This window comes from Streptomyces subrutilus, assembly GCF_008704535.1.
Classification (GTDB): domain Bacteria; phylum Actinomycetota; class Actinomycetes; order Streptomycetales; family Streptomycetaceae; genus Streptomyces; species Streptomyces subrutilus.
Genome location: NZ_CP023701.1, coordinates 5,813,666 through 5,837,445, shown reverse-complemented (window position 1 = coordinate 5,837,445; position 23,780 = coordinate 5,813,666). Strand labels below are relative to the sequence as shown.

17 protein-coding genes are annotated in these 23,780 nt (G+C 73.3%); 9 read left to right on the top strand and 8 right to left on the bottom strand.

Going from position 1 to position 23,780, the window contains the following annotated elements; translation table 11 throughout:
- Positions 1-71 precede the first annotated feature (71 nt).
- Both CP968_RS25865 and CP968_RS25860 read right to left on the bottom strand, forming a co-directional pair.
- Positions 72-1,727, bottom strand: coding sequence for an amidohydrolase (locus tag CP968_RS25865; RefSeq protein WP_150520282.1), 1,656 nt, complete (start codon positions 1,725-1,727; stop codon positions 72-74).
- Positions 1,728-1,840: 113 nt separating this feature from the next.
- Positions 1,841-3,235: a purine-cytosine permease family protein gene (locus tag CP968_RS25860; RefSeq protein ID WP_150520281.1), complete on the bottom strand. Its 1,395-nt coding sequence runs from the start codon at positions 3,233-3,235 to the stop codon at positions 1,841-1,843.
- Between the two features lie 144 nt (positions 3,236-3,379).
- On the opposite strand from CP968_RS25860, the gene CP968_RS25855 reads away from it, so the two are divergent.
- Positions 3,380-3,982: a TetR/AcrR family transcriptional regulator gene (locus tag CP968_RS25855; RefSeq protein ID WP_150520280.1), complete on the top strand. Its 603-nt coding sequence runs from the start codon at positions 3,380-3,382 to the stop codon at positions 3,980-3,982.
- A 273-nt stretch (positions 3,983-4,255) separates the two neighbouring features.
- Here CP968_RS25855 and adhE read toward each other — a convergent pair whose 3' ends face one another.
- Positions 4,256-6,928: a bifunctional acetaldehyde-CoA/alcohol dehydrogenase gene (gene adhE, locus CP968_RS25850; protein ID WP_150520279.1), complete on the bottom strand. Its 2,673-nt coding sequence runs from the start codon at positions 6,926-6,928 to the stop codon at positions 4,256-4,258.
- 306 nt (positions 6,929-7,234) lie between these two features.
- Here adhE and CP968_RS25845 point away from each other — a divergent pair, with 306 nt between their 5' ends.
- The 7 genes from CP968_RS25845 (at position 7,235) to CP968_RS25815 (ending at position 18,009) form a co-directional block, all read left to right on the top strand.
- Positions 7,235-8,137, top strand: coding sequence for an alpha/beta fold hydrolase (locus CP968_RS25845; RefSeq protein WP_150520278.1), 903 nt, complete (start codon positions 7,235-7,237; stop codon positions 8,135-8,137).
- Positions 8,138-8,378: 241 nt separating this feature from the next.
- Positions 8,379-8,543: an FxSxx-COOH cyclophane-containing RiPP peptide gene (gene fxsA, locus CP968_RS25840; RefSeq protein ID WP_229886787.1), complete on the top strand. Its 165-nt coding sequence runs from the start codon at positions 8,379-8,381 to the stop codon at positions 8,541-8,543.
- A 29-nt stretch (positions 8,544-8,572) separates the two neighbouring features.
- Positions 8,573-10,840, top strand: a complete 2,268-nt coding sequence (gene fxsBH, locus CP968_RS25835) for a radical SAM/SPASM protein FxsBH, inactivated beta-hydroxylase extension form (RefSeq protein ID WP_189828989.1) — start codon at positions 8,573-8,575, stop codon at positions 10,838-10,840.
- Positions 10,837-11,622, top strand: a complete 786-nt coding sequence (locus tag CP968_RS25830) for an AAC(3) family N-acetyltransferase (RefSeq protein ID WP_150520276.1) — start codon at positions 10,837-10,839, stop codon at positions 11,620-11,622. Before fxsBH ends, CP968_RS25830 begins: the two co-directional genes overlap by 4 nt.
- Before the next feature lie 43 nt (positions 11,623-11,665).
- Positions 11,666-13,039, top strand: coding sequence for a TIR-like protein FxsC (locus CP968_RS25825; protein ID WP_229886790.1), 1,374 nt, complete (start codon positions 11,666-11,668; stop codon positions 13,037-13,039).
- On the top strand, positions 13,026-17,039 hold the full coding sequence (gene fxsT, locus CP968_RS25820; RefSeq protein ID WP_150520275.1) for an FxSxx-COOH system tetratricopeptide repeat protein: 4,014 nt from the start codon (positions 13,026-13,028) through the stop codon (positions 17,037-17,039). The genes CP968_RS25825 and fxsT overlap by 14 nt, the downstream gene beginning before the upstream one ends.
- Before the next feature lie 61 nt (positions 17,040-17,100).
- On the top strand, positions 17,101-18,009 hold the full coding sequence (locus CP968_RS25815; protein ID WP_150520274.1) for a DUF4231 domain-containing protein: 909 nt from the start codon (positions 17,101-17,103) through the stop codon (positions 18,007-18,009).
- 45 nt (positions 18,010-18,054) lie between these two features.
- On the opposite strand, the gene CP968_RS25810 is transcribed toward CP968_RS25815, so the two are convergent.
- From CP968_RS25810 to CP968_RS25795, 4 genes are all read right to left on the bottom strand, one after another.
- The gene (locus CP968_RS25810; protein WP_150520273.1) at positions 18,055-18,534 is read right to left on the bottom strand and encodes a hypothetical protein; all 480 of its coding nucleotides are present in this window, start codon (positions 18,532-18,534) and stop codon (positions 18,055-18,057) included.
- A gap of 87 nt (positions 18,535-18,621) precedes the next feature.
- Entirely contained in the window at positions 18,622-19,506 is an 885-nt protein-coding gene (locus CP968_RS25805; RefSeq protein ID WP_150520272.1) for a S1 family peptidase, read from the bottom strand.
- Positions 19,507-19,639: 133 nt separating this feature from the next.
- Complete coding sequence (locus CP968_RS25800) at positions 19,640-20,458, bottom strand: DUF1684 domain-containing protein (protein WP_150520271.1); 819 nt, start codon at positions 20,456-20,458, stop codon at positions 19,640-19,642.
- Between the two features lie 79 nt (positions 20,459-20,537).
- On the bottom strand, positions 20,538-21,842 hold the full coding sequence (locus CP968_RS25795; RefSeq protein WP_150520270.1) for a DUF5685 family protein: 1,305 nt from the start codon (positions 21,840-21,842) through the stop codon (positions 20,538-20,540).
- A gap of 283 nt (positions 21,843-22,125) precedes the next feature.
- On the opposite strand from CP968_RS25795, the gene CP968_RS25790 reads away from it, so the two are divergent.
- Positions 22,126-22,578, top strand: a complete 453-nt coding sequence (locus CP968_RS25790) for a cell division protein SepF (protein WP_150520269.1) — start codon at positions 22,126-22,128, stop codon at positions 22,576-22,578.
- 9 nt (positions 22,579-22,587) lie between these two features.
- On the opposite strand, the gene CP968_RS25785 is transcribed toward CP968_RS25790, so the two are convergent.
- A complete protein-coding gene (locus CP968_RS25785; protein ID WP_150520268.1) occupies positions 22,588-23,760 on the bottom strand; it encodes an acyl-CoA dehydrogenase family protein in 1,173 nt (390 codons plus the stop codon).
- Between the last annotated feature and the right edge of the window lie 20 nt (positions 23,761-23,780).

Here is a 23,780-nt window from a genome sequence, read left to right as displayed (position 1 = left end):
CGTCGCACCGGCCGGACCATCGGACCGGCCGGTCGCGTCAGGCCGAACGGACACCGGGCCGGACGGACGCGTCAGGCCGCCCGGTGGACCACCTCGCCCGCCACCACCACGGTCGTCGCGACCGTGCCCGGGATCAGCTCCGGCGGGACGGTGAGGATGTCCCGGGACAGCACCACGAAGTCGGCGGCCTTGCCCACCGTCAGCGAACCCCGCTCCGCCTCCAGGAAGTTGGCGTGGGCCGAGCCCATCGTGTAGCCGTACACCGCCGTCGCCACGTCCACGGTCTCGGCCGGCTGCCACGGGTCGCCGCCACCGAGGGGGCGGCGGGTGACGGCCGTGTAGATGCCGACCATCGGGTCCATCTCCGCCACGTTCCAGTCGCTGGAGAAGGCCAGCACCGCCCCCGCCTCGTGCAGGCTCCGCATCGGCCAGGCCTTGTGCCAGCGGTCCTCGCCCACGTTCTCCGCCCAGTCCTGGCCGGGCCCGGCGATCTCCGGCGCGCAGTGCCGCGGCTGCATGCAGGCGACCACGCCCAGCTCGGCGAAGCGCGGCACGTCCGCCGGGTCCAGGCACTCCACGTGCACCACCTGGTGCCGGGCGTCGCGCGGGCCGTTGACCGTACGGGCGTGCTCCACCGCGTCCAGCACCGTGCGGATGCCCCGGTCGCCCGTGGCGTGCACGAAGCACTGGAAGCCCCGCGCGTCCAGCCGCGCCAGCAGCCCGGCGAACTCCTCCGCCGGGTAGAAGGTCTCGCCCCGGTGCGCGCCGCACCCGGTGTACGGCTCCAGCAGGGCGGCCGTGCGCGGTTCCACCACGTCGTCGATGTACAGCTTGAGCGGGCCCACCCGCAGCCGGTCGCCGGCGTACGCCCGGGCGGCCGCCGCGAAGTCGTCGAGCTCCTCCTCCGTGGTGCCGCGCGGGTGGAACAGGGCGGCCACGATCCGCGAGCGCAGCCGTCCCTCCGCCCGGGCCCGCTCGTAGAGCCCGAGGTCGTCGAGGGAGTTCTGGGGTTCCACCACCGTGGTGATGCCGAAGCCGATGGCGTCGTCGAGGCTCTTCACGAGCCGTCCGTACTGCCGGTCCGGCGAGGCCCACGGCACGCCCAGGTCGCGCAGGGCGCGGTGGCCGTCCCGGGAGAGCCCCTTGACGGCGAAGTCCTTGACGAAGCCGGTCGGCTCCCCGGTCAGCGGGTCCACCGCCGCCGTGCCGAAGGGCAGGTCGGTGTGGTCGCGGGTCACGCCCAGGCGCCGCATGGCCGCGGTGTTCAGCCAGGCCGTGTGCACGTCGTACGAGAGCACGATCGCCGGGGTGTCGCCGGTGACCGGGTCCAGGTCGGCCGCGCAGGGCATCCGGCCGCCCGGGACCGCCGAGTAGTCGAAGGCCTCCGCCTCGATCCACCCGGCGTCGGGGTGGGCCTCCTTCCAGGCGCCGATCCGGTCGAGGATGGCGTCCAGGGTGCGCACCCCGGCCAGCTGGACGCAGGCGTCGTCGGAGCCGAGCCGGACGTGGTTGTGCGCGTCGATGAAGCCGGGCAGGACCAGCCGGCCCCCCGCGTCGAGCAGCTCGGTGTCCGGGCCGCGCCACTGGTCGGCGTCGGCGTCGGCGCCGAGCCACACCACGCGCCCGTCGTGCACGGCGAGGGCCTCGGCCTCCGGCAGGGCGGGGTCGACGGTGTGGATGCGGGCTCCGGTGAGCAGCAGGTCGGCGGGGAAGGGGCTGGTGGCCATGGGGTGGTGCTCCTGTGCGGCAGAGACGGATGCGGGTCGGACACGGATCGGGTGCGCGGTCGAGACGGAGATCGGACGGAGATCGGGGGGCTCGGCGGCGGGCGGGCGCCGGGTCAGGCGGACGGCACCGGCGCCGGTGCGCCGCGGCGTACGAGGGCCCAGTACGTGAGTCCGGAGACGACCGAGCCGAGGAGGGTGAGGTCGGCGCCGCCGAGCGGGGCGACCAGCGGGCCGGTCCAGAGCTCGGAGTCGCAGGTCAGGGCGGCGAAGGCCATGCCGGCGAGCAGGGCGGCGAGGCCGGCCGGGTGGTAGCCGGCGCGGTACCAGTAGGCGCCCGCGCTCCCGGCGTGCAGTGCGTCGGCGTCGTAGCGGCAGCGGCGCAGCAGCATGTCGGCGAGGAAGACCCCGCCCCAGGGCGCGAACACGATGATCAGCAGCGAGAGGAAGGAGAGCAGGGAGGTGGTGAAGTCGGTGAGGAACAGCGCGGCCAGCGAGCCCGCGGCGGTCACGGCGGCGCTGATCACGATGGCGCGGGAGCGGCTCCAGGGGATGCCGAGGACCTGGAGGTTCAGGCTGGAGGAGTAGAGGGTGATGATCGAGTTGGTGACGGAGCCGCCGAGGACGAGGGCCAGGAACAGCGGCCGGAACCAGCCGGGCAGCAGTCCTTCGGCGCCGGCCACGGCGTCGGTCATGTCGGTCTGGGTGGCGGCGGCCACCCCGGCCACGCCGAGGGCGACGGAGGAGACGAAGCCGCCGAGGGCGCCCGTCCAGGTGATCGACTTCAGCGAGGTGGTCCGGGGCAGGTAGCGGGTGTAGTCGGCGGGCATCGGCAGGTACGAGAACGGCCCGGCCAGCATGACCACGAAGGCGAGGCTCCAGCCGGACAGCCCGGGGGCCGCGGCCGGGACGGAGGTGTCGGCGCCGGGCAGGACGAAGACCAGCAGGACGCCGAAGCCGGCGGCGAGGACGTAGGCCATCCAGCGCTCGGCGAACTGGACGGTGGCGTGGCCCCACATGGCGACGGCGAAGGTCAGCGCGAGGGTGACGGCGAGGGAGAGGGCGCGCACCGCGCTGCCGCTGCCGAGGCCGATCTCGGCGAGGAAGACCTCCAGGGCCAGGGTCCCGACCACGGTGTTGACGATGGTGTAGCCGATGCTCACCACCCAGTTGAGGACGCCGGCCGGGAAGTTGCCGCGGACGCCGAAGGCGGCCCGGGAGATGACCAGGGTGGCGGTGCCGGTGCGGATGCCGCTGAGTCCGGCGGCGCTGACCGCGAAGAAGGACAGTCCGCTGAGCACGACCACGGCGGTGGCCTGCCAGAAGGAGAGCCCGAAGGCGACGGCGAGGGACCCGTTGATCACGTAGGTGAAGGTGAGGTTGGAGCCGAACCAGAGCCAGAAGAGGTCCTTGGCACTGCCGTGGCGCTCCTCGTCGGGGATGGGGTCGATGCCGTGCGTCTCGACCCGGAACACCTCGTCGACGTCGGCCGTCGTCTCCTGCTGTGCCATGCGCCGTACCCCTGATCTTCGACCCACCGAACCTTGAACGACGTTCTAGGTTCTTGAATGGCATTCAAGATGCGGGGCGGACCGGCCTCCCGTCAAGACCCTGTCCGGGATAAGGTCGGGCGACGAAGATCAGGAGGGGGACCGGTGGCGGGAGCGGCGCGGCGGCGCGACGGGCAGATCGCCCAGGAGCGGATGCTGGAGGAGGCCATGGCGGCGATCGCCGAGGACGGGCTCGCGGCGCTCACGATGTCCGCGCTCGCCGAGCGCCTCGGCACCAGCGGCGGCCACATCCTGTACTACTTCGGCAGCAAGGACCGGCTGCTGCTGGAGGCGCTGCGCTGGAGCGAGACCCAACTCGGCCTGGAGCGGGCGGCGTTGATGGGCCGCCGGGTCACCGCGCACCGCAAGCTCGCCCTCTTCGCCGAGCTGTACCTGCCGCGCGGCCCCCGGGACCCGCGCTGGACCCTGTGGATCGAGCTGTGGGCACGTACGGCCTCCAACGAACCGCTGCGCACCGCCCAGCAGGAGATCGACGACGGCTGGCAGCGCGACCTGGAGGCCCTGCTGGCCAAGGGGGTCGCCCAGGGCCGCTTCGCGGCGATGGACGTGCCGGGCCGGGCCTCGGAGCTGCTGGCCCTGCTGGACGGGCTGAGCACCCGCGTGGTGCTGGGCCAGCGCGGCGCGGACCGGGCCGTCGCCCTGGAACGGGCCCGCTCCGCGGCCGCGGCCCTGATCCCGCACCTCTGAGCGGCCCGGGCCGCCCCGCACACACGGCCCGCGCGGACCCGCACGCCCTCCGCACGCGTGGGAACGCGAGGCCCCCCCAGACCCGCACGCCCTCCGCACGCGCCGGAACGCCAGGACCCGCGGACCCGCACGCCCCCCGCACGCGCCGGAACGCCAGGACCCGCGGACCCGCACGCCCCCCGCACGCGCCGGAACGCCAGGACCCGCCCGGACGTGCTGTCCGGACGGGTCCTCTGACCGGTCTGCCGGGCCGGGGCGGGCCCGGGCTGCCGGCTACTTCTTCTTCGCGGCGGCCCCGGCCCCCTTCGCGGCCTTCGCCGGCGCGGCGGTCACCTCCGCCGGAGCGCCCTCCGCGGTGCCGTAGTACGCCTGCCGCATCAGCCGCTTCATGTCGTCGATCATCGGCATCCGCGGGTTGGCGGGGGCGCACTGGTCCGCGTAGGCGTTCATGGCCTGCGTCGGGAGGGCCTCGACGAAGGCGGCCTCGTCCACTCCCTCCTCGGCGAAGGAGGACGGGATCCCGCACCGGGTGCGCAGCTCCTCGACGGCCCGGGCGTAGGACTCGACGCCCTCGGCCGGGGTGGCGGCCGGCAGGTCCAGCATCTTCGCGATCTCCTGGAACCGCTCCGGGGCCCGGTAGACCTCGGCCTTCGGCCACGGGGTGGCCTTGTGGGAGACGGTGCCGTTGTGGCGGATCACGTGGGGCAGCAGGATCGCGTTGGTGCGTCCGTGGGCGACCTTGAAGGTGTTGCCCAGGGTGTGCGCCATGGCGTGGACCAGGCCGAGGAAGGCGTTGGCGAAGGCCATGCCCGCGACGGTCGAGGCGTTGTGCATCTTCTCGCGGGCCTCGGGGTCGTTCGGCCCGTCGACGACGCAGCGCTGGAGGTTCTCGAAGATCAGCTTGATCGCCTGGAGGCAGAGCCCGTCGGTGTAGTCGTTGGAGTACGCGGAGACGTAGGCCTCGGTGGCGTGTGTCAGGGCGTCGAAGCCCGAGTCCGCGGTGACCGTGGGCGGCAGCCCCATCGGCAGGACCGGGTCGACGATGGCCACGTCCGGGGTCAGCGCGTAGTCGGCGAGCGGGTACTTCTGGGCCGCGGCCGGGTCGGAGATGACGGCGAACGGGGTGACCTCGGAGCCGGTGCCCGAGGTGGTCGGGATGGCCACCATCCGGGCCTTCCCGCCCAGCGAGGGGAAGGTGTAGGCGCGCTTGCGGATGTCGAAGAACTTCTCCTTCGCGTCCCCGAACTCCACCTCGGGGCGCTCGTACATCAGCCACATGATCTTCGCGGCGTCCATCGGGGAGCCGCCGCCGAGGCCGATGATCGTGTCGGGCCGGAACTCGCGCATCATGGCGGCGCCCGCCCGCACGGTGGACAGCTCCGGGTTGGGCTCGACGTTGTCGATCACCTGGACGGCGACGGCGCCTTCGCGGGCGTGGAGGATGTCGGTGACCTTCTGCACGAAGCCGAGGGCGACCATCGTCCTGTCGGTGACGATCGAGACGCGGCCGATGCCGTCCATCTCGCCGAGGTAGCGGATGGAGTTGCGCTCGAAGTAGATCTTCGGCGGAACCTTGAACCACTGCATGTTGTTGTTGCGGCGTCCGATCCGCTTGACGTTGACCAGGTTGACCGCGGTGACGTTGTTCGACACCGAGTTGTGGCCGTAGGAGCCGCAGCCGAGGGTCAGGGAGGGCAGGAAGGCGTTGTAGACGTCGCCGATGCCGCCGAAGGTGGAGGGCGAGTTGGCGATGACGCGGATCGCCTTGACCCTGCGGCCGAACTCCTCGACCAGCGCCTCGTCCTCGGCGTGGACGGCGGCGCTGTGGCCCAGCCCGTGGAACTCGACCATCGCCGCGGCCAGTTCGAGGCCGTGCTCGGTGTCCGAGGCCTTCAGGGCGGCCAGCACCGGGGAGAGCTTCTCGCGGGTCAGCGGCTCGCTGTCGCCGACCTCGTGGCACTCGGCCAGCAGGATCGAGGTCCCGTCCGGGACCGTGAACCCGGCCTGTTCGGCGATCCACTGCGGGGACTTGCCGACGACCGCCGGGTTCAGCCGGGCGTCCGCGCAGTCGGCGGCGTAGGCCGTCGTGCCGAAGACGAACTGCTCCAGCTTGGTCTTCTCGGCGGCGGTCACCACGTGCGCCCCCAGGCGCCGGAACTCGGCGAGGCCCTGCTCGTAGACCTCCCGGTCGAGGATGACGGCCTGTTCGGAGGCGCAGATCATGCCGTTGTCGAAGGCCTTGGAGAGGACGATGTCGTGGATCGCGCGGCCCAGCTTGGCGCTCTTGTGGACGTAGGCGGGGACGTTGCCGGCGCCGACGCCGAGGGCCGGCTTCCCGCAGGAGTACGCGGCCTTGACCATGGCGTTGCCGCCGGTCGCCAGGATGGTGGAGACGCCCGGGTGGTTCATCAGGGCGCCGGTGGCCTCCATCGAGGGCTCGGTCACCCACTGCACGCAGTCCTCCGGGGCGCCCGCGGCGACGGCGGCGTCGCGCACGGTGCGGGCGGCCTCGGCGGAGCAGTGCTGCGCGGAGGGGTGGAAGGCGAAGATGATCGGGTTGCGGGTCTTCAGTGCGATGAGCGCCTTGAAGATCGTCGTCGAGGTCGGGTTGGTGACCGGGGTCATCGCGCAGACGACGCCGACCGGCTCGGCGATCTCGGTGATGCCGTTCAGCTCGTCGCGGCGGATGACGCCCGCCGTCTTGAGGCCGCGCATCGAGTTCACGACGTGCTCGCAGGCGAAGAGGTTCTTGACCGCCTTGTCCTCGAAGAGGCCCCGGCCGGTCTCCTCCACGGCGAGCTGCGCGAGCTCTCCGTGCCGGCCGAGCGCGGCGAGGGAGGCCTTCTTGACGATGTGGTCGACCTGCTCCTGGTTGAACGACTCGAACCGGCCGAGCGCGCCCAGCGCCCGCTGGACCAGTCCGTCCACCATCTCGTTGGCCTGCATGGCAGGAACTCCTTCATTTCGACCGGCCCGAACCCGGCGACGCGTTTTCCTGATGCCTCAATTCGACACCCGAAAGCGGAAGCCGAGGCGCCGAAAAGGGCCCGAGCCGGGGTGCCGAAGGTCCGTTCACGCTCGTTCACTCCCCCTCGATCACCGATGTGACCAGGACATATACCGGAGGACCAACGTCCCGCGTACGCTTGTGAAAACTTTCACAAGAATATCGGCGGAGTGCGCCCTACCGCACTCCTCCCCCGGGAGCGCACAATCACGGGACGACCCGCGTCGACCTGAGGGAGGGAGCGCGTGCGCGATCAGGTGCGTACCGCCGACGGACGCGCGCTGACCGTGGAGCGCTGGGGCGACCCGGGCGGCAGACCGGTCTTCCTGCTCCACGGCACGCCCGGCAGCCGCCTGGGGCCCGCACCCCGGGGCATGGTCCTCTACCAGCGCAGGATGCAGCTCATCGCCTACGACCGGCCCGGCTACGGGGGCTCCGACCGCCACCCCGGCCGCACGGTCGCCGACACGGCCCGGGACGTGGCCGCCGTGGCCGACGCCCTGGGCCTGGACACCTTCGCCGTCGCCGGCCGCTCCGGCGGCGCCCCCGGCGCCCTGGCCTGCGCCGCCCTGCTGCCGGACCGGGTCACCCGGACGGCCGCCCTGGTCGGCCTGGCCCCCTGGGACGCGGAGGACCTGGACTGGTTCGCCGGCATGGCCGACTCCAACGTGCGGGAGTACTCCACCGCCTTCGACGACCCCGAGGGGCTGGCCGCCCGGCTCATCCCGCGCGCCGCCGGCATCCGCCGGGACCCCGGCCGGCTCCTGGACGAACTGCGCCGGGAGCTGACCGCGAGCGACCGCGCGATCGTCGCGGACGCCGGCCTGCGCTCGATGCTGCTGCGCAACTACCAGGAGGGGCTGCGCACTTCGGCGTACGGATGGATCGACGACGCCCTCGCCTTCAGCCGCCCCTGGGGCTTCGACCCGGCCGACATCCGCTGTCCGGTGCTGATCTGGCACGGCGAGCTCGACGTCTTCTCCCCCGTCGGCCACTCCCGTTGGCTGGCCCGGCGCATCCCGGGGGCCACCGCCGCCATCGACCCGGCCGCCGCCCACTTCGCGGCGCTGCGCGCGCTGCCCGACGTACTGAACTGGCTGCTGCGCGAGGCGCCCGCGCCCCCGGCGAGCGAACAGCAGCCGGCCTGAGCGACGGCCCGCACCCCGTCCGCGCCCCCGCCCCGCCGCCCGCGATGAAAAAGGATCTTGCCTTACGGCGAACGGCCGCATACGCCCCTCGTGAAAGGCGCGCGGCATTCACCGGAACGCTTGACCAGGCGTCATGCCTCGGTTGCCAATGGGGTGTGGCCGAGTAAAGTCCAGGCTTGACGGCAGCGTGTCGTTGCCGCCATTCCCCCGCCCATTCCCCATGGCCCCCAAGGACGGTGTCGTGAACACTTCCGCTTCCCCCTCGACCGGCACGGCAGAGGCCCGCCGGACCCCGCTCGCCCAGATCGACGTCCGCAGTGCGTCCGCGGCGGCGGCACTGGGCCGCGTGCTGCCGGCGGAATCCGGTCGTTCGGTTCAGGCGCCGACCTTCAACTCCGCTCTCTGACCCCGAAGTAAGCGCTCTAGACTGGCGGAATGACCGGCCTGATCGCATTTCGCGAGATCGTCCTGAAAGTTCACAGCAGATGCGATCTTGCCTGTGATCATTGCTACGTCTACGAACACGCAGACCAGAGCTGGCGAGCCCGGCCGAAAGTGATCTCCCCCGAGGTCGTTTCGCACACCGCGTCGCGGCTCGCCGCACATGCCCGTGACCATGCACTCCCCTCCGTCACGGTGATCCTCCACGGAGGGGAACCCCTGCTGGCCGGCCCCGACCGGCTCCGGCTCGTGTGCGAGGAGTTCACCCGGGCCCTCGCCGGGACCGCCGCGCTCGACCTGCGCGTGCACACCAACGGCCTCCGGCTCGACACCCGCCACCTCGACCTCTTCGCCGAGTTCGGCGTGCGCGTCGGCGTCTCCCTCGACGGGGACCGCGCCGCCAACGACCGCCACCGCCGCTTCGCGGACGGCCGGACGAGCCACCCCCTGGTCCTGGCCGCCGTCGACCTGCTGCGCTCCCCGCCCTACCGCCACCTGTACCTGGGCCTGCTGTGCACCGTGGACGTGGCCAACGACCCCGTCGCCGTCCTCGACGCGCTCGTCGCGCTGGAGCCCCCGCGGGTGGACTTCCTGCTCCCGCACGCCACCTGGCAGACGCCCCCCGAGCGTCCCGACGGGGCCCCCGACGCGTACGCGCGCTGGCTCCTGCGCGTCTTCGACCACTGGGAGCGGCTCGGCCGTCCGGTGCCGGTGCGGCTCTTCGACTCCCTCCTGTCCACCCTGGGCGGCGGCCCCAGCCTGACCGAGTCCCTGGGCCTGGCCCCCACCGACCTCGTCGTCGTGGAGACCGACGGGACGCTGGAGCAGGTGGACTCCCTCAAGAGCGCCTTCGAGGGGGCCGCGGCCACCGGCTTCAACGTCTTCGACCACACCTTCGACCAGGTCGCCGCGCACCCCGGTGTCCGGGCCCGGCAGCTCGGCCTGGCGGGCGTCAGCGGTGCGTGCCGCCGGTGCCCCGTCGTACGTTCGTGCGGCGGCGGGCTGTACACCCACCGGTACCGGGAGGCCAACGGCTTCGACAACCCCTCCGTCTACTGCACCGACCTGCGCGAACTCGTGGACGGCGTCGAGGGCCGCACCGCCGCCCGGCAGACCTCTCCCGCCCTCACCGACCCCGCCGAACTGGCCCGGTCCCAGGAGGAGCTGACCCGGGTGCTGCTGGCCCGGCTGCACGCCGACCTGGCCCCCGACCCGGCCTGGGCGCGGGCCTGGGAGCTGCTGGCGGCCGTGGAGGGGGCCGGGGAGGCCGGCGCGGGGGCGCTGGACGCCGTACTGGACCACCCCTTCACCCGGACCTGGGTCCTGGCGGCCCTGGACCGCGCCGCGCCCGGCGGGCCCGGCGCCGGCCGGCCCGACCCCGGGGAGCCGGCGCGCCGGCTGACCGCGCTCGCCGCCGCGGCCGTGCTGCGGGGCCGGCTGGACCTGCCGGCCGACGTCGCCTACCGGGACGGCGAGGTGTACCTGCCGACGCTGGGCCTGCTGCGGCTCGGGGCGCCGGGGACCGAGGGGCGGGCGGTGCTGCGGGTGACCGACGAGGGCTACGCGGTACGGGACGGCCGCGCCGAGCACCGCTTCGGCCCGGCGGCGGGCGACGCGCGCTGGCAGCCCGTACGGACCTGGTCGGCGGGGCCGGACGCGGCCCCGGTGGCGCTGGAGGACCTGGACCCGTACCGCAACTGCTTCGCCCGGCCGCCCCGGCTCCGGCTCGGCGCCGGCGAGGCCGAGGAGTGGCGGGGCACGCTGGACGGCGCGTGGGCGCTGCTGCGGTCGGCGGTGCCGGAGTTCGCCGGGGCGGCGGCGGCCGGGCTGACCACGGTGACCCCGCTGGCGGGCGGTCCGCGCTCCGGCGACTGGGGCGAGGCGGGCCGGCACGGGCCGGGGGCGCTCGGCGTGCCGTACGCGGCGGGGGTCCGGGAGACGGCGCTGGCGCTGCTGACCGGGCGGCGGCGGGCCCGGCTGCGGGCGCTGACCGAGGTGGCCGACCTGTACGCGCTGGACGGGGCGTGGCAGCACCCCTCGCCGTGGCGGGAGGAGCCGGTCCCGGTGTCCAGGCTGCTGGCCGACGTGCACGAGCGGGTGGCGGTGGAGGCGTACCGGCGGGCCACCGCGGCCGCGGAGCCGGGCGGTTCGGGCCGCATCCACCGGGCCCTGGACCGCCTGGCGGGTGCGGCCGAGCTGACGGTCACCGGCAAGCGGCTGGTCGCGGAGCTGCGGTGGGAGCTGAAGGCGGTCGGCGCGTGAGCGCGGGGGCCGCGGCCCTGGCGGAGCAGCTGGTGCTCCTGGGGGTGCGGCCCGGCGCGCGGCTGCTCGCGCACACCGCCCTGCGCGGGACGGGGCTGCGGGCCGGGGAGCTGCGGGAGGCCCTGACCGGGGTCCTCGGGCCCGCCGGGACCCTGGTGGTGCCGGCGTTCACCCCGCAGAACTCCACCACCTCCAGCGCCCACCTGGAGCGCGTCGCCGGGCTGTCCGGGGAGGAGGTGCGGGCCTTCCGGGCCCGGATGCCCGCCTTCGACCCGCAGGTCACCCCCGGCCACGGCACGGGGGTCTTCGCCGAGGCCGTGCGCACGGCGCCGGGCGCGGTGCGCAGCGCCCACCCGCAGACCTCGTTCGCCGCGCTCGGCGCGGACGCGGCGCGGCTGTGCTGCGGCCACCCCGCCGCGTGCCATCTCGGCGAGGAGTCCCCGCTGGGCGCATTGTGCCGGGAGGGGGGACAGGTACTCATGATCAATGTGGGGTTTTCCTCGTGCACCGCTTTCCATCTCGCGGAGTATCGAATTCCGAAGCCCCCCTTGCGCATGTACGAGTGTGTGGTGAAGGTGAACCTTCCGGGGGGGATGCGGGGGAAGGAGTGGATCGCGTACGAGGACGTCGTACTGGACGACGGGGATTTCGCGGAGATCGGTGGCACGTTCCCGAATTCGCGGGTGCGCGAGGGGCTGGTGGGAGGGGCTTCGGCCATGCTCTTCTCGCTCGCGGAAGCCGTCGATCACGCCCTTGCCTGGATGACCGAAAACAGATGCTGATTGACTGAACGATGAGGGGATGTGGCGATGCGGCTCCGGAATGATGTTTCTTCGCTCGCATCTTCGGGACGGGGGGCGTGTGCCCGCATCAGTGCAGCCGTATTTTTTTCTCAGTTATGCGCATACACCGAGGTTCGGGGCCGGGGGGCCGGACCCGGACATGTGGGTCGAGCGCCTCTTCCGTGACCTGTGCAGCCACGTCATGGCGCTGACGGACCTGCCGGCGGGATCCGACGCGGGCTTCATGGACCGGGAGATACGCAGCGGCGAGGGCTGGTCGGAGCGGCTCGGGGCGGCGCTCGCCACCTGCCGGGTCTTCGTCCCCCTGTTCTCGCCGCGGTACTTCGCCAGCGAGATGTGCGGGAAGGAGTGGTTCGCCTTCGCGCAGCGCGCCATCCGGCACGGCGCGGTGAGCAACCAGCCGGCCGAGGCCATCGTGCCCGCCCTGTGGGTGCCCGTGCCGCCCGCCCAACTGCCCGGCCCCGCCGAGCGGTTGCAGTTCAACCACAACACCTTCGGCGAGCGCTACGTCACCGACGGACTGTACGGCCTGATCAAGCTGCGCGGCTACGCCGAGCAGTACGAGCGGGCCGTGTACGAACTGGCCAAGCGCATCGTCCGGGTCGCCGAGACCGTCCGCCTCGACCCGATCCGCCCGGTGGACTACCGGGTGGTGCCGAGCGCCTTCGGCCCCAGCGGCGCCCCCGCCCGCAGCCTCCACGTGACGGTGGCCGCCGCCTCCCGGCACGACCTGCCCGACGGCCGCAGCCCCGAGTACTACGGGGACAGCGCCCTGGAGTGGAACCCGTACCATCCGGTCGCCCAGCGGCCCGTCGCGTACGTGGCCGAGGACCTGGTCAGGAACCTCGACTACCAGACCACGCTCTCCTCCTTCGACGACGAGGCCGGGCACTTCGACGGCAAGCAGCCGCCCACCCGGCCGGAGATCCTGATCGTGGACCGCTGGGTGGTGGAGGACGAACAGCGGCGCCGCCGGCTGGCCGCCTTCGACCAGGAGTCCCGCCCGTGGATCAACGTGGTCGTGCCGTGGAACCGCTACGACCACCAGAGCCGGGCGAAGGAGGCGGAGCTGACGCGGCGGCTGGAGGACACCCTCCCGGTCAAGATGGGCCAGGGCCGGATCGCCTGCCGCGCGGCCGCCAACGGCGTGGCCAACATGGAGACCCTCGGACAGATCCTGCCGCAGGTGGTCGAGGCCGCGGCCCAGCAGTTCCTCAGACACGCCCAGGTGTACCTGCCCGCGGGCAACGCGCGCATCGAACGCCCTCGGCTGCTCGGGCCGATGGGGATGGGCGGACCGCCGCCGGTCCCGTTCCCGCTCGACGTGCCCGACGCGCACGAAGGCCACCACGACACGACCGAGACCGACCGGGGGGACGCGGATGACACCGAGTAGCGACAGCAGGGACACCCGAGACGGGCGCATCGTCACCTTCTACTCGTACAAGGGCGGCACGGGCCGGACCATGGCACTGGCCAACACCGCCTGGATCCTCGCGGCGAACGGCAAGCGGGTCCTCGCCGTGGACTGGGACCTGGAGGCCCCGGGCCTGCACCGCTTCTTCCACCCGTTCCTGGACCCCTCCACGCTGGGGGCCACCACCGGGGTCATCGACCTGATCAGCGAGTACGCCTGGGCCGCGACGAGCCCGGTGCAGCGCGCCCCGGACTGGCACCGGGACTACGCGCGCATCCAGCCGCACGCCGTCTCGCTGACCCCGGAGACCCTGGGCTGGGAGTTCCCGGACGGCGGCACCCTCGACTTCGTGTCGGCGGGCCGGCAGAACCGCGAGTACTCGGCGACCGTGTCCACCTTCGACTGGGACAACTTCTACGACCGGCTCGGCGGCGGGCTCTTCTTCGACGCCTTGCGGGCGGACATGAAGCGGAACTACGACTACGTCCTCATCGACAGCCGCACCGGCCTCTCCGACATCGCGGACATCTGCACCGTGCACCTCCCGGACGTCCTGGTCGACTGCTTCACCCTCTCCGACCAGTCCATCGACGGCGCCGCCGCCGTCGCCCGGCAGATCGACGAGCGGTTCAACGACCGCGGCATCACGATCTACCCGGTGCCCATGCGGATCGACGAGGGCGAGAAGGAGAAGGCCGACGCGGGCCGGGCACTGGCCCGGATCAAGTTCGACCGCTTCCCCAACGGCCTGGTCGGGGACGAGCTCACCTCGTACTGGGGCGCGGTGGAGATCCCGTACCGGCCGTACTACGCCTACGAGGAGACCCTGGCCACCTTCGGCGACGAGGCGGGGCTCGCCAACTCCCTCCTCTCCGCCTTCGAACGCCTCACCACCGTGGTCACCGAGGGCGCCGTCACCTCCATGCCGGCCGTCGGGGAGGAGGTGCGGCTGCGCATCCGCGACGCCTTCACCCGGCGCCGCCCGGCGCTCCCCGCCGACCTGTTCCTCTCCTACGTCGCCGAGAACCGGATGTGGGCCGACTGGATCGAGTCGGTGCTGACCCGGGCCGGCTTCCGGGTCGTCCCGCGGGACGTCTCCGCCGAACGCCCGGCGCCCGGACCGGCCGCGGGCGCGGACTCGGGCTCGGGCTCGGGCGACACGCTGGGCGGGACCGGCATCGGCGTGGACACCGCCGCCCGGACCGTGGTGCTGCTCTCCGCCGCCTACCTGAAGTCGGCCCGGGCCGTGGACGTGTGGAACCGGGCCGCGGCCGAGGACCCCACCGGCGGCCGGCGCCGGCTGGTGCCGCTGCGGGTGGGCGACGTGCGCCTCGCCACCCCGTACATCGACCGCAACCCGGTGGACCTCTTCCGGCTCGACGAGGTGCACGCGGCCACGGCCCTGCTGCGCGCGGTCGAGCGGCCGACGGCCCTGCCCGACGGCGTCACCGGCGCCTCCCGGCCCGGTCCCCGGTTCCCCGGGACCGTGCCCAAGATCTGGAACGCGCCGCCGCGCAACTCCGGGTTCACCGGGCGCGGCATCGTGCTGGAGCGGATGCGCGACCGGCTCGGCGGCGGCATGGCCGTGGTGCTGCCGCAGCCGCAGACGCTGTACGGGCTCGGCGGGGTCGGCAAGACGCAGGTGGCGCTGGAGTACGTGCACCGGTTCATGGCCGACTACGACCTGGTGTGGTGGATCTCCTCCGAGCAGACCGACGACGTGGTGGCCGCCCTCGCCGAGCTGGCCGTACGGCTGGGCGCGCAGACGGGCGAGGACATGGCGTCGGCCTCGCAGGAGGCCATCGACCTGCTGCGGCGCGGGGTGCCCTCCTCGCGCTGGCTGCTGGTCTTCGACAACGCCGACGATCCCGAGACCCTCAAGCGCTTCTTCCCGCCGGGCGGTCCGGGCCACGTGCTGGTGACCTCCCGCAACCAGTCCTGGTCGCAGTACGGTGACGCGCTGCCGGTGGACGTGTTCCTGCGCGAGGAGTCCGTCGAGCACCTCCAGCGTCGGGCGCCCGGCCTGTCCAAGGACGATGCCGAGCAGGTGGCCGTGGCCGTGGGCGACCTGCCGCTCGCGGTCGAGCAGGCAGGGGCGTGGATCGCGGAGACGGCCACCCCGGTGTCCGCGTACATCGAGCAGTTGGCGCAGCAGGCCGCGCGGGTGCTGGCCCTGAACCAGCCGCCCGGCTACCCGGAGCCGGTGGCCGCCACCTGGAACGTGTCCATCGAGCGGCTCCAGTCCCGCTCCCCGGCCGCCGTGCGGCTGCTGCAGCTGTGCGCCTTCTTCGCGCCGGAGCCGATCTCCGCGAACCTCCTGTACAGCAAGGAGATGATCGACGCGCTGAAGCCGTACGACGCCTCGCTCCAGGAGAAGCTGGTGCTGGGCCGGGTGATCCGGGAGATCGGCCGGTTCGCGCTGGCCAAGGTCGACCAGGTCGGCAACAGCATCCAGGTCCACCGGCTGGTCCAGGCGGTGATCCGGGCGCAGTTGTCGGAGGAGGAGCAGCGCGAGGCCCGGCACGCGGTGCACCGCATCCTGGCGGGTGCCCGGCCGGACGACGACGAGCCGATCGACAACCCGGAGACCTGGCCCCGGTTCGCCACGATCTGGCCGCACCTGACCCCGTCCGACGCCCGGCACTGCCGTGAGCCGGAGACGCGCCGGCTGCTGATCGACCGGGTGCGGTACCTGTGGAAGCGCGGTGACTTCAAGGCGGCGCACCAGCTGGGCGAGGAGCTGCGCGAGGTCTGGAAGGAGACCCTGGGCGACCACGACCTGCAGTACCTCTACCTGAGGTTCCACCTGTCGAACATCCTGCGCTCGCAGGGCCGGTTCGTGGAGGCGATGGAGCTGGACGGGGGCACGCTGGAGCGCCAGCGCACCGCGCTCGGCCCCTCGCACCCGCACACCTACATGACCACCAGCGGCCTGGCGATGGACCTGGGCGCGCTCGGCCGGTACGGCGAGGCGATGGAGCTGGCCACGTCCGCCCACGAGGGCTTCGGGCAGATCTTCCACGAGGCCCACCCGCGCACCCTGGCCGCCGCGAACAACCTGGCGCTGAACCTGCGCATGGTCGGGCAGTACGCGCGGGCGCGGGAGATCGACCAGGAGGTCTTCGACCGGCGGACGGAGGTGCTGGGGCCGGAGCACCCGTACACGCTGTCGTCGGCGCAGAACCTGGCCCGGGACCTGCGCGAGGTGGGGCGCTACGACGATTCGGTGCAGTTGCTGGCCCGGACGTACGAGATCTACAAGCGGCAGCTGGGCCGGGCCTTCCCGGGCACGCTGTCGGCGGCGAAGAACCTGGCGGTGTCGCTGCGGCGGGCGGGCGACCTGGAGGACGCGCTGCGGCTGACGACCGCGACCCGCAACCGCTACCGGGCCAAGTACACCTCGGTCAACCCGGACCTGCTGGCCTGCGAGCTGAACCTGGCAGCGGACCTGTTCGCGACCGGGGACCCGGGGGCTGCGCGGGACCTGGCGCAGGAGGTGCTCGACGAGTACGTCAAGGTGCCGGGCGAGCGCCACCCGTACACCCTGGCGGCCACCAACAACCTGGCGGTGTTCCACTGGGGCACGGGGGCGGCGGACACGGCCGACACGATGCTCCGGCAGACGATCCGGCACATGCGCGAGGTGCTGGGCGACAACCATCCGCACACGATCTTCGCGCACCTGAACCTGGCCAACGCCCGGGCGGACCTGGGCGATCCGGAGGGGGCGCTGGAGCTGGAGCGCCTGTCGGTGATGCGGCTGCGCGGGGCCCTCGGGGCGCACCACCCGGAGACCCTGGCGAGCGCCTCCAACATGGCCGTGAGCCTGGACTCGATGGGCCGCAAGGAGGACGCGGCCCGGGTGCGGGCCGAGGCGGTGGCCGAGCTGACCCGGCTGCTCGGCGAGGACCACGGCCTGACCCGCTACGCCCGCGACGAGCGCCGGGTCCACCGTGACCTGGAGCCCCTCGCCGTGTGACCCGACCGCGGCCGGCCGGGCCCGGGGCCCGGCCGGCCGCCACCCGACCGCAGGGGGCGCCGTGAGCGACAGCACGACCTTTCGAAACGAGGACCTGCCGGCCCTCTTCCACCACACCGACCGGGCGGCCGTGGCCCGGCAGCGGGAGTCCGTCCAGGCCACCCGCGCGCAACTGCTGCTGCTCGTCGCGGCCGCGGCCGCGGTGGCGCTGCCGTCGGGGCCGCGGCTGGGCGCGGTGCGCCTGTTCGGGCTGCTCGGCGTGGTGGCGTACGCCGGGGTGCTGGCCGTGGGCGTACGGGCTACGCGGCGAAGGGCCCGGCCGCAGTGGCAGCTCAACCGCAGTGCGGCGGAGTTCATCAAGTCGCTGGCCTGGCGGTACGCCGTGCACGGGGCGCCGTTCGGCAGTGGGGTGGCCGGGGCGCGGGAGACGTACCGGACCCGGCTGGAGAAGGGGCTCGACGAGCTGCGCAAGATGGGCTGGGAGGATCCGCGCGCGACCGGCGAGGTGCCGGAGGGCGGGGAGATCACCGGTGCGATGGAGCGGCTGCGCGGTGCGGGCTACGCGGTGCGCCGGGAGACGTACGTGCGCGACCGGCTGATCGAGCAGCGCAACTGGTACCGGCGGCGCACGGAGGTGTCCCGGCGGGCCACGGCCCTGTGGTCGTGGACGATCGTGCTGCTGACCTGCCTGGCCCTGCTGTTCGCGGTGGTCGGGATGTTCGGCTCGGGTCCGGGTCCGGAGCTGACCGCGCTGCTGAGCGCGGCGGCGGCGGCCGGGATCGCCTGGAACGAGGTGCGCCGGCACCATCCGCTGATCGAGGCGCACAGTCTGATCGAGCAGGACCTGGCGGCGATGATGGTGGTGATGCAGACGACGATCACGGAGTCGCAGTGGCCGTCCTCGGTGTACGAGACCGAGCGCTACGTCTCCCCGCAGCACACCGACTGGCTGGCCCGGCACAGCAGTTGACGGGGCGCCGGTCCGAGGGTGCGGTCCGGGCGGCGTGCGGTGCGCTCAGTCCCGGACCACGCCCTCGCGCCAGATGACGGTGACCGGTTTGCCGAGGGTGCGCGCGTAGGCGACGATCTCGGCGGTGCCGCCGTGCCCGCGCGCGGGCCGTCCGTCCCAGACGGCGACCAGCCGGTCGCAGCTGTCGGCGATGTAGGTGCCGGCGGCGTAGTACGCCTCGTCCGTGGAGTGCGCGAAGTCCATCCGGACCTCCTGGGCGGCGCGGCTCCTGAGCCCCCGGTAGCGGTCCAGGGCCCCGGCGTCGTCGAAGGCGTCCTCGTAGTCGTGGCTGGGGATCACAGCGGTGAGGTCGGCGCCGTATTCGAGCGCGATGACGGCGAAGAGCTGGTCCGCTCCGTCGGCGAGGCTGGACAGGGCCTCCAGCGGCCCGTCGCGCCCGGCCAGTACGGCCCGCAGGCCGCTCTCCACGTGGCCGAGCGCCTCGCCGGGGATGGACCGGTGCCCGGTCACGCCGATGCGTTTCATGCGGAAAGCCTCCCCCGTGGACACCCTGGACATCCTCCCAGAAGGCGGAAGGACGTCCAGGGCTTGGACGGGGCGCGCGGGCGCGCGTCAGTAGACGCTGACCCCGTAGGCGTTCAGCGCCTCGACGACGGGCTGGAAGTACGTGGTGCCGCCCGAGGAGCAGTTGCCGCTGCCGCCCGAGGTGAGTCCGACGGCGCGGGTGCCGGAGTAGAGCGGGCCGCCGCTGTCGCCGGGTTCGGCGCACACGTTGGTCTTGATCATGCCGTAGACGACGTCGCCGCCGCCGTAGTTGACGGTGGCGTTGAGGCCGGTCACGGAGCCGCTGTGGATGCCGGTGGTGGAGCCGCGCCGGGTGACGGACATGCCGGTGGTGGCGTCGACGGCGCTGGTGATGTCCTGGCTGCCGACGGTCCCCGGCGGGACGGGGGAGTTGCTGGCGTACTTGATCAGGCCGTAGTCGTTGGTGGGGAAGCTGGAGCCGGCCGTCGAGCCCAGCACGGTGGTCTTGGCGGAGTTGCTCCACCAGGTGCCGGCGCCGTCCGTACAGTGGCCGGCGGTCAGGACGTAGTACGTGCTGCCGCTGCGCACGTTGAAGCCGAGCGAGCAGCGCCAGCTCGACGCGTAGATCGCGTCTCCGCCGGAGAGCAGCTTGGTCAGCTTGCCCGGGGTGCGCTCGATGCGCAGGGCCCCGGCGTCGTTTCCGGCCTCGCGCTTGATCTTCGCGAGGGCGGCGGCGGAGACGGTGGAGTCGGCGGTGACCACGAGGGTCCCGGTGGCGGGGTCGGTGTGCCAGGCGGTGCCGGCCACGTCGGCGCGCAGTACGGACGCGCCGGCCGAGGCGAGACGTGCGGGGCTGAAGCCGCCGTCCTGGGCGTCCGCGCTGGCCGCCGTGGGGGCGGCGAGCGCTGCGACGGCGGCCAGGCCGGTGGCCGCCGCGAGCAGCCTGGTACGGGTGATGCTCTGGATCCTCACTTGTCGTCCTCCGGAAAGGTTCGGGGGCCCGGCGATCGTGGGGGTGGCCGGAGCCCGTGAGGCGCAGCAGGAGCACGCGGAGCGCAGAGATTTATGCCGTGCCCCTGACAACACTCTCGGGAGTGTGGTGGCGTCAGATACCGGTCGCAAGGGCGGCTTTCAGCCGCCGTTCCCCGGCGGCGACCTCGAACGGCAGCGTGTTCCCGGGCGGCGGGAAGGGACAGATGAAGTGGTCCGCGAAGGCGCAGGGCGGCAGCAGGGCCCGGTTGAGGTCGACGGTGAGGGTGCCGTCCGCGGCCGGCGTTCCGGGCCGCAGGAAGCGGAAGCGGTAGCTGGAGCGGCCGCCGGTGGCGTCCCCGAAGACGGCCCACAGGCCGCCGTCGCCCTCGTCCACGGCGACCTGGAGGGTGTGCTCGGCGCCGCCGAGGGCGAAGGCGAGCTCGCCTCCGAGCCCCAGGCCCCGGGCGCGCCCGTCCGCGTTCTCCACCTGGACCGTGCGGTCCCGGTCGTACGGGCGGAAGCGGCCCGGCACGGCGAAGGCCGGGTCGTACGCGGTGGCCTCGATGCCCGCGAAGGTGCGGCGGGCCTCGGAGCCGGGGTCGAAGACGCGCACCGCCCACTCCCCCTCGCGCCGGATCACCACCAGGCGCGCCCCGCCGTCGGCCGAGAGCCGCGCGCGCTCGGGCGGGCCGCCGTCGGCGGACAGGACGGTCCCGCCCGTGAACGGCTCGCCGTCGAGGCGCAGGGAGTCCTCGGGAGCCGCGGTCAGCTCCACCCCGTCACCGGTCGGGCGCCAGTGCCCGGGAACGGCCGGAATTCGACCTTCCGGGTAATCGGCGAGCCAGTGGGTGCCGGTGAGTGCCAGGGGGCCGTACGGGGCGGAGACGGCGGCCACCCGCCGCTCGTGCCAGGCGCGCCACTCGGCCCGCGCTTCGTCTGCGTCATCGCTCATGCCGGTCAACCCTTCCACACCCGTCCGGACGGGAACCGCCCCGTACCCCGTCCGGACCTGCGCGGGAGCTGAGCGGGTGTCAGCAGCCGTCGCAGGGACAGCAGCAGCACCCGTCGCAGTCGCACCCGTCGCAGCCGTCGCAGCCGCAGTCGCAGTTGTCGCACCACGGCTGCTTCTTCTCCCGCGACCACGGCCCCTCGTGCTCGGTGCAGCACAGCCGGCAGGTGCAGAACAGCCCGAGGGCCACCGCGCAGCCCGCGAGCAGCCCGCGGCGCGGCTTGCGCGGCTGCCGCCCGCCGCCTCCCCCTCCGCCGGGGCCCGAGGGCGGCGGCGTCCCCGGCCCGCCGGGCGCGTACGGGGCGCCCGGGGCGTACGGGTTCCCGCCGCCGTACGGGTTCCCGCCGCCGTTCGGACCGCCCGCGTACGGATCGCCCCCGGGGGCCGCGTACGGGTTGCCCGGGGCGCCCGCCCGGGGCCCGGGGGCCGTCGGGCCGGCCGAGGCCGTCGCGGCGTGTCCGTGGCCGCACGAGCCGGTCCCGAAGGCCCGGTCCACCGAGGTGCGCAGCTCGTGCACCAGCAGCCGGTGGGCCAGCCCCGCGTCCGCGAACTCCACCTCCCGCAGCGCCAGCCGGATGCCCCGCAGCGCGTCGTCGCACAGCCGCCGGGCCTCGGCGAGCGGGGTACCGGTGGCCGTGAGCGGGTTCCAGGCGCCCGCGGCGGCGTCGGCGTCCCGGTCCTCCACGGCGTCCAGCAGGTGCGCGAGCCGCCCGAAGTACCGGCCGGCCTCGGTGAGCGCGGCGGCGTTGCCTGGCCGTCCGGCCAGCCGCGCGGTATGCGCGAACGCTGCGGCCGTCGCGGTCTCCGTCGGCTCGGTCACCACGAGCACGGAGGTGCCGGCCCCGGCCAGCGCCTCGATGCCGCCCTGCCGGTCCACGGCGTCGACGAGCACCGCCGTGTCGAAGCCCAGGGAGGCCCCGGTGCGGGCCCCGGCCCGGTCCCAGCCGCGGGCCACCCGGCGCGCGGCCAGGGCGATCGGGGCCCGGGCCAACAGCCCGTCCCGGTCGGCGACGTGGTCGCGCACCTTGGCGGAGGCCAGCACGAGCGAGACGGCGGCGGCGAGCCGCGCCCCCTCCCCCCGGGCCACCTCGGCCGTGCGCATCCCGCGCAGTGGACAGGGTCCCGCGGTGCGCCGGGCACCGGGCGCGGGGCCCGACTGAGCCTCCGTCAGAACGGAGACCAGCAGCCCGTCGTAGTTGGTGACGATCCTGGCGAACTGGCCGTGGTCCCCGCGAAGTGCCAGGCAGAGCCCGCAGAGATGGGCCATCCACTCGCCCTTGAACCGCTCCCCCAGCCGGTGCGTGCAAGGTCTGACGATCCCGAACAATCCACTGCCCCCGTGTGTCGTGCGCGTGCCTGCGGGGCATCGTATCGACCCCGGCGCCTCACTCGAATGCCCGCACCGCTCACCCGTTCGGCAGCAGCGGTCGTATTTTCACTCAGTCAGCAGCGGTAGCCGCTGGAATCCTTGACCGTGCAACGGATGTTCTGCACCAGTACCGTCACGAAACCCCTGCGCGGCGACTATCCACTTGGCGCGTTGTCAGCATCATGGACGACCATAGGGGCAGCGGAGAGAAGACAGACGACCGCGGTGAAAGGAGGCGTCCATGGGTTCGGTGCGCAAGGCGAGTGCCTGGCTGGGTCTCGTGGAAGACAGCGACGACGAGCGTTACTACGACGACGATTACGCGGAGGCGGCCCGGGGTGGCTCGGTTTCCGGCCCGGGCGACCAGTGGGTCACCGACCCCCGGGTCCGGGTGGCGTCGGAGTCCGCCGTCGAGCAGGGCCGTCGGATCGCGACGGTCACCCCCGACGGCTTCCGGGACGCGCGCGGCATCGGCGAGCTGTTCCGCGAGGGCGTCCCGGTGATCGTGAACCTGTCGTCGATGGACCCGGGCGACGCGAAGCGCGTCGTCGACTTCGCGGCCGGCCTGACCTTCGGCCTGCGCGGGTCCATCGAGCGGGTGGCGACCAGGGTCTTCCTGCTGACCCCGGCCGACACCCAGATCGTGAGCGGCGAGCCCGGCGGCCGCTCGCGCGACTTCTTCAACCAGAGCTAGGCAGGGCCCTCACCGGAAGGCGTCGAGCCCGGTGAGCGCCTTGCCCAGCACCAGTTGGTGCATCTCGACGGTGCCCTCGTAGGTGAGGACCGATTCGAGGTTGGTGGCGTGCCGCATGACGGGGTATTCGAGGGAGATCCCGTTGGCACCCAGGATGGTCCGCGCGGTCCGACAGATTTCGATGGCCTCGCGGACGTTGTTGAGCTTGCCGAAGCTGATCTGCTCCGGCCGCAGGGTGCCCGCGTCCATGCGCCGGCCCAGGTGGTGGGCGAGCAGGATGCCCTTGTGGAGCTCCAGGGCCATGTCCGCGAGCTTGGCCTGGGTGAGCTGGAAGCCGCCGATCGGCCTGCCGAACTGCTCCCGCGTCCCGGCGTAGTCGAGCGCGCACTCGAAGCTGGCGCGCGCCGCGCCCATGGACCCCCAGACGATTCCGTACCGCGCGTGGCTGAGGCAGCCGAGGGGCCCCTTGAGCCCGGTGACCCCCGGAAGGACCGCGTCCGCGGGCAGCCGCACCTCGTCCATGACGAGCTCGCTGGTCACGCTCGCCCGCAGCGACCACTTGTGCCTGATCTCCGGCGCGGAGAAGCCGGCGCTGTCCGTGGGCACCGCGAAGCCGCGGATCCCCTCGTCGGTCTGCGCCCACACCACGGCGACCGCCGCGACGGAGCCGTTGGTGATCCACATCTTGCGGCCGTTCAGCACCCAGTCGGTGCCGTCGCGCTTGGCGTACGTGCGCATGCCCGCGGGGTCGGAGCCGTGGTCCGGCTCGGTCAGCCCGAAGCAGCCGATCAGCTCGCCGGCGGCCATGCCCGGCAGCCAGCGCAGCTTCTGCTCCTCGGAGCCGTAGCGGTGGATCGCGTACATCGCGAGGGAGCCCTGTACCGAGACCAGCGACCGGATGCCGGAGTCGGCGGCCTCCAGCTCCAGGCAGGCGAGGCCGTACTGGACGGCGCTGGCCCCGGCGCAGCCGTAGCCGGTGAGGGACATGCCGAGGGCGCCGAGCGAACCCAGTTCGCGGGCGAGCTCGCGGATGGCGGGCAGCTCGCCGCTCTCGTACCACTCGGCGACGTACGGCAGCACGCGGTCGGCGGCCCAGGCGCGGACCGTGTCGCGGACGGCGAGGTCCTCCGGGTCGAGGAGCTCGTCGAGCCCGAGCGGATCGTGGGGCAGGAACGCGGACACGGGGCCTCCCGGCGGCCGAA

Bases quoted from the DNA above. Each gene is read 5' to 3' on its own strand.
- CP968_RS25865 (WP_150520282.1), bottom strand. From the start codon at position 1,727: ATGGCCACCAGCCCCTTCCCCGCCGACCTGCTGCTCACCGGAGCCCGC.
- CP968_RS25860 (WP_150520281.1), bottom strand. From the start codon at position 3,235: ATGGCACAGCAGGAGACGACGGCCGACGTCGACGAGGTGTTCCGGGTC.
- adhE (WP_150520279.1), bottom strand. From the start codon at position 6,928: ATGCAGGCCAACGAGATGGTGGACGGACTGGTCCAGCGGGCGCTGGGC.
- fxsBH (WP_189828989.1), top strand. From the start codon at position 8,573: ATGACCGGCCTGATCGCATTTCGCGAGATCGTCCTGAAAGTTCACAGC.
- CP968_RS25825 (WP_229886790.1), top strand. From the start codon at position 11,666: ATGTTTCTTCGCTCGCATCTTCGGGACGGGGGGCGTGTGCCCGCATCA.
- fxsT (WP_150520275.1), top strand. From the start codon at position 13,026: ATGACACCGAGTAGCGACAGCAGGGACACCCGAGACGGGCGCATCGTC.
- CP968_RS25810 (WP_150520273.1), bottom strand. From the start codon at position 18,534: ATGAAACGCATCGGCGTGACCGGGCACCGGTCCATCCCCGGCGAGGCG.
- CP968_RS25800 (WP_150520271.1), bottom strand. From the start codon at position 20,458: ATGAGCGATGACGCAGACGAAGCGCGGGCCGAGTGGCGCGCCTGGCAC.
- CP968_RS25790 (WP_150520269.1), top strand. From the start codon at position 22,126: ATGGGTTCGGTGCGCAAGGCGAGTGCCTGGCTGGGTCTCGTGGAAGAC.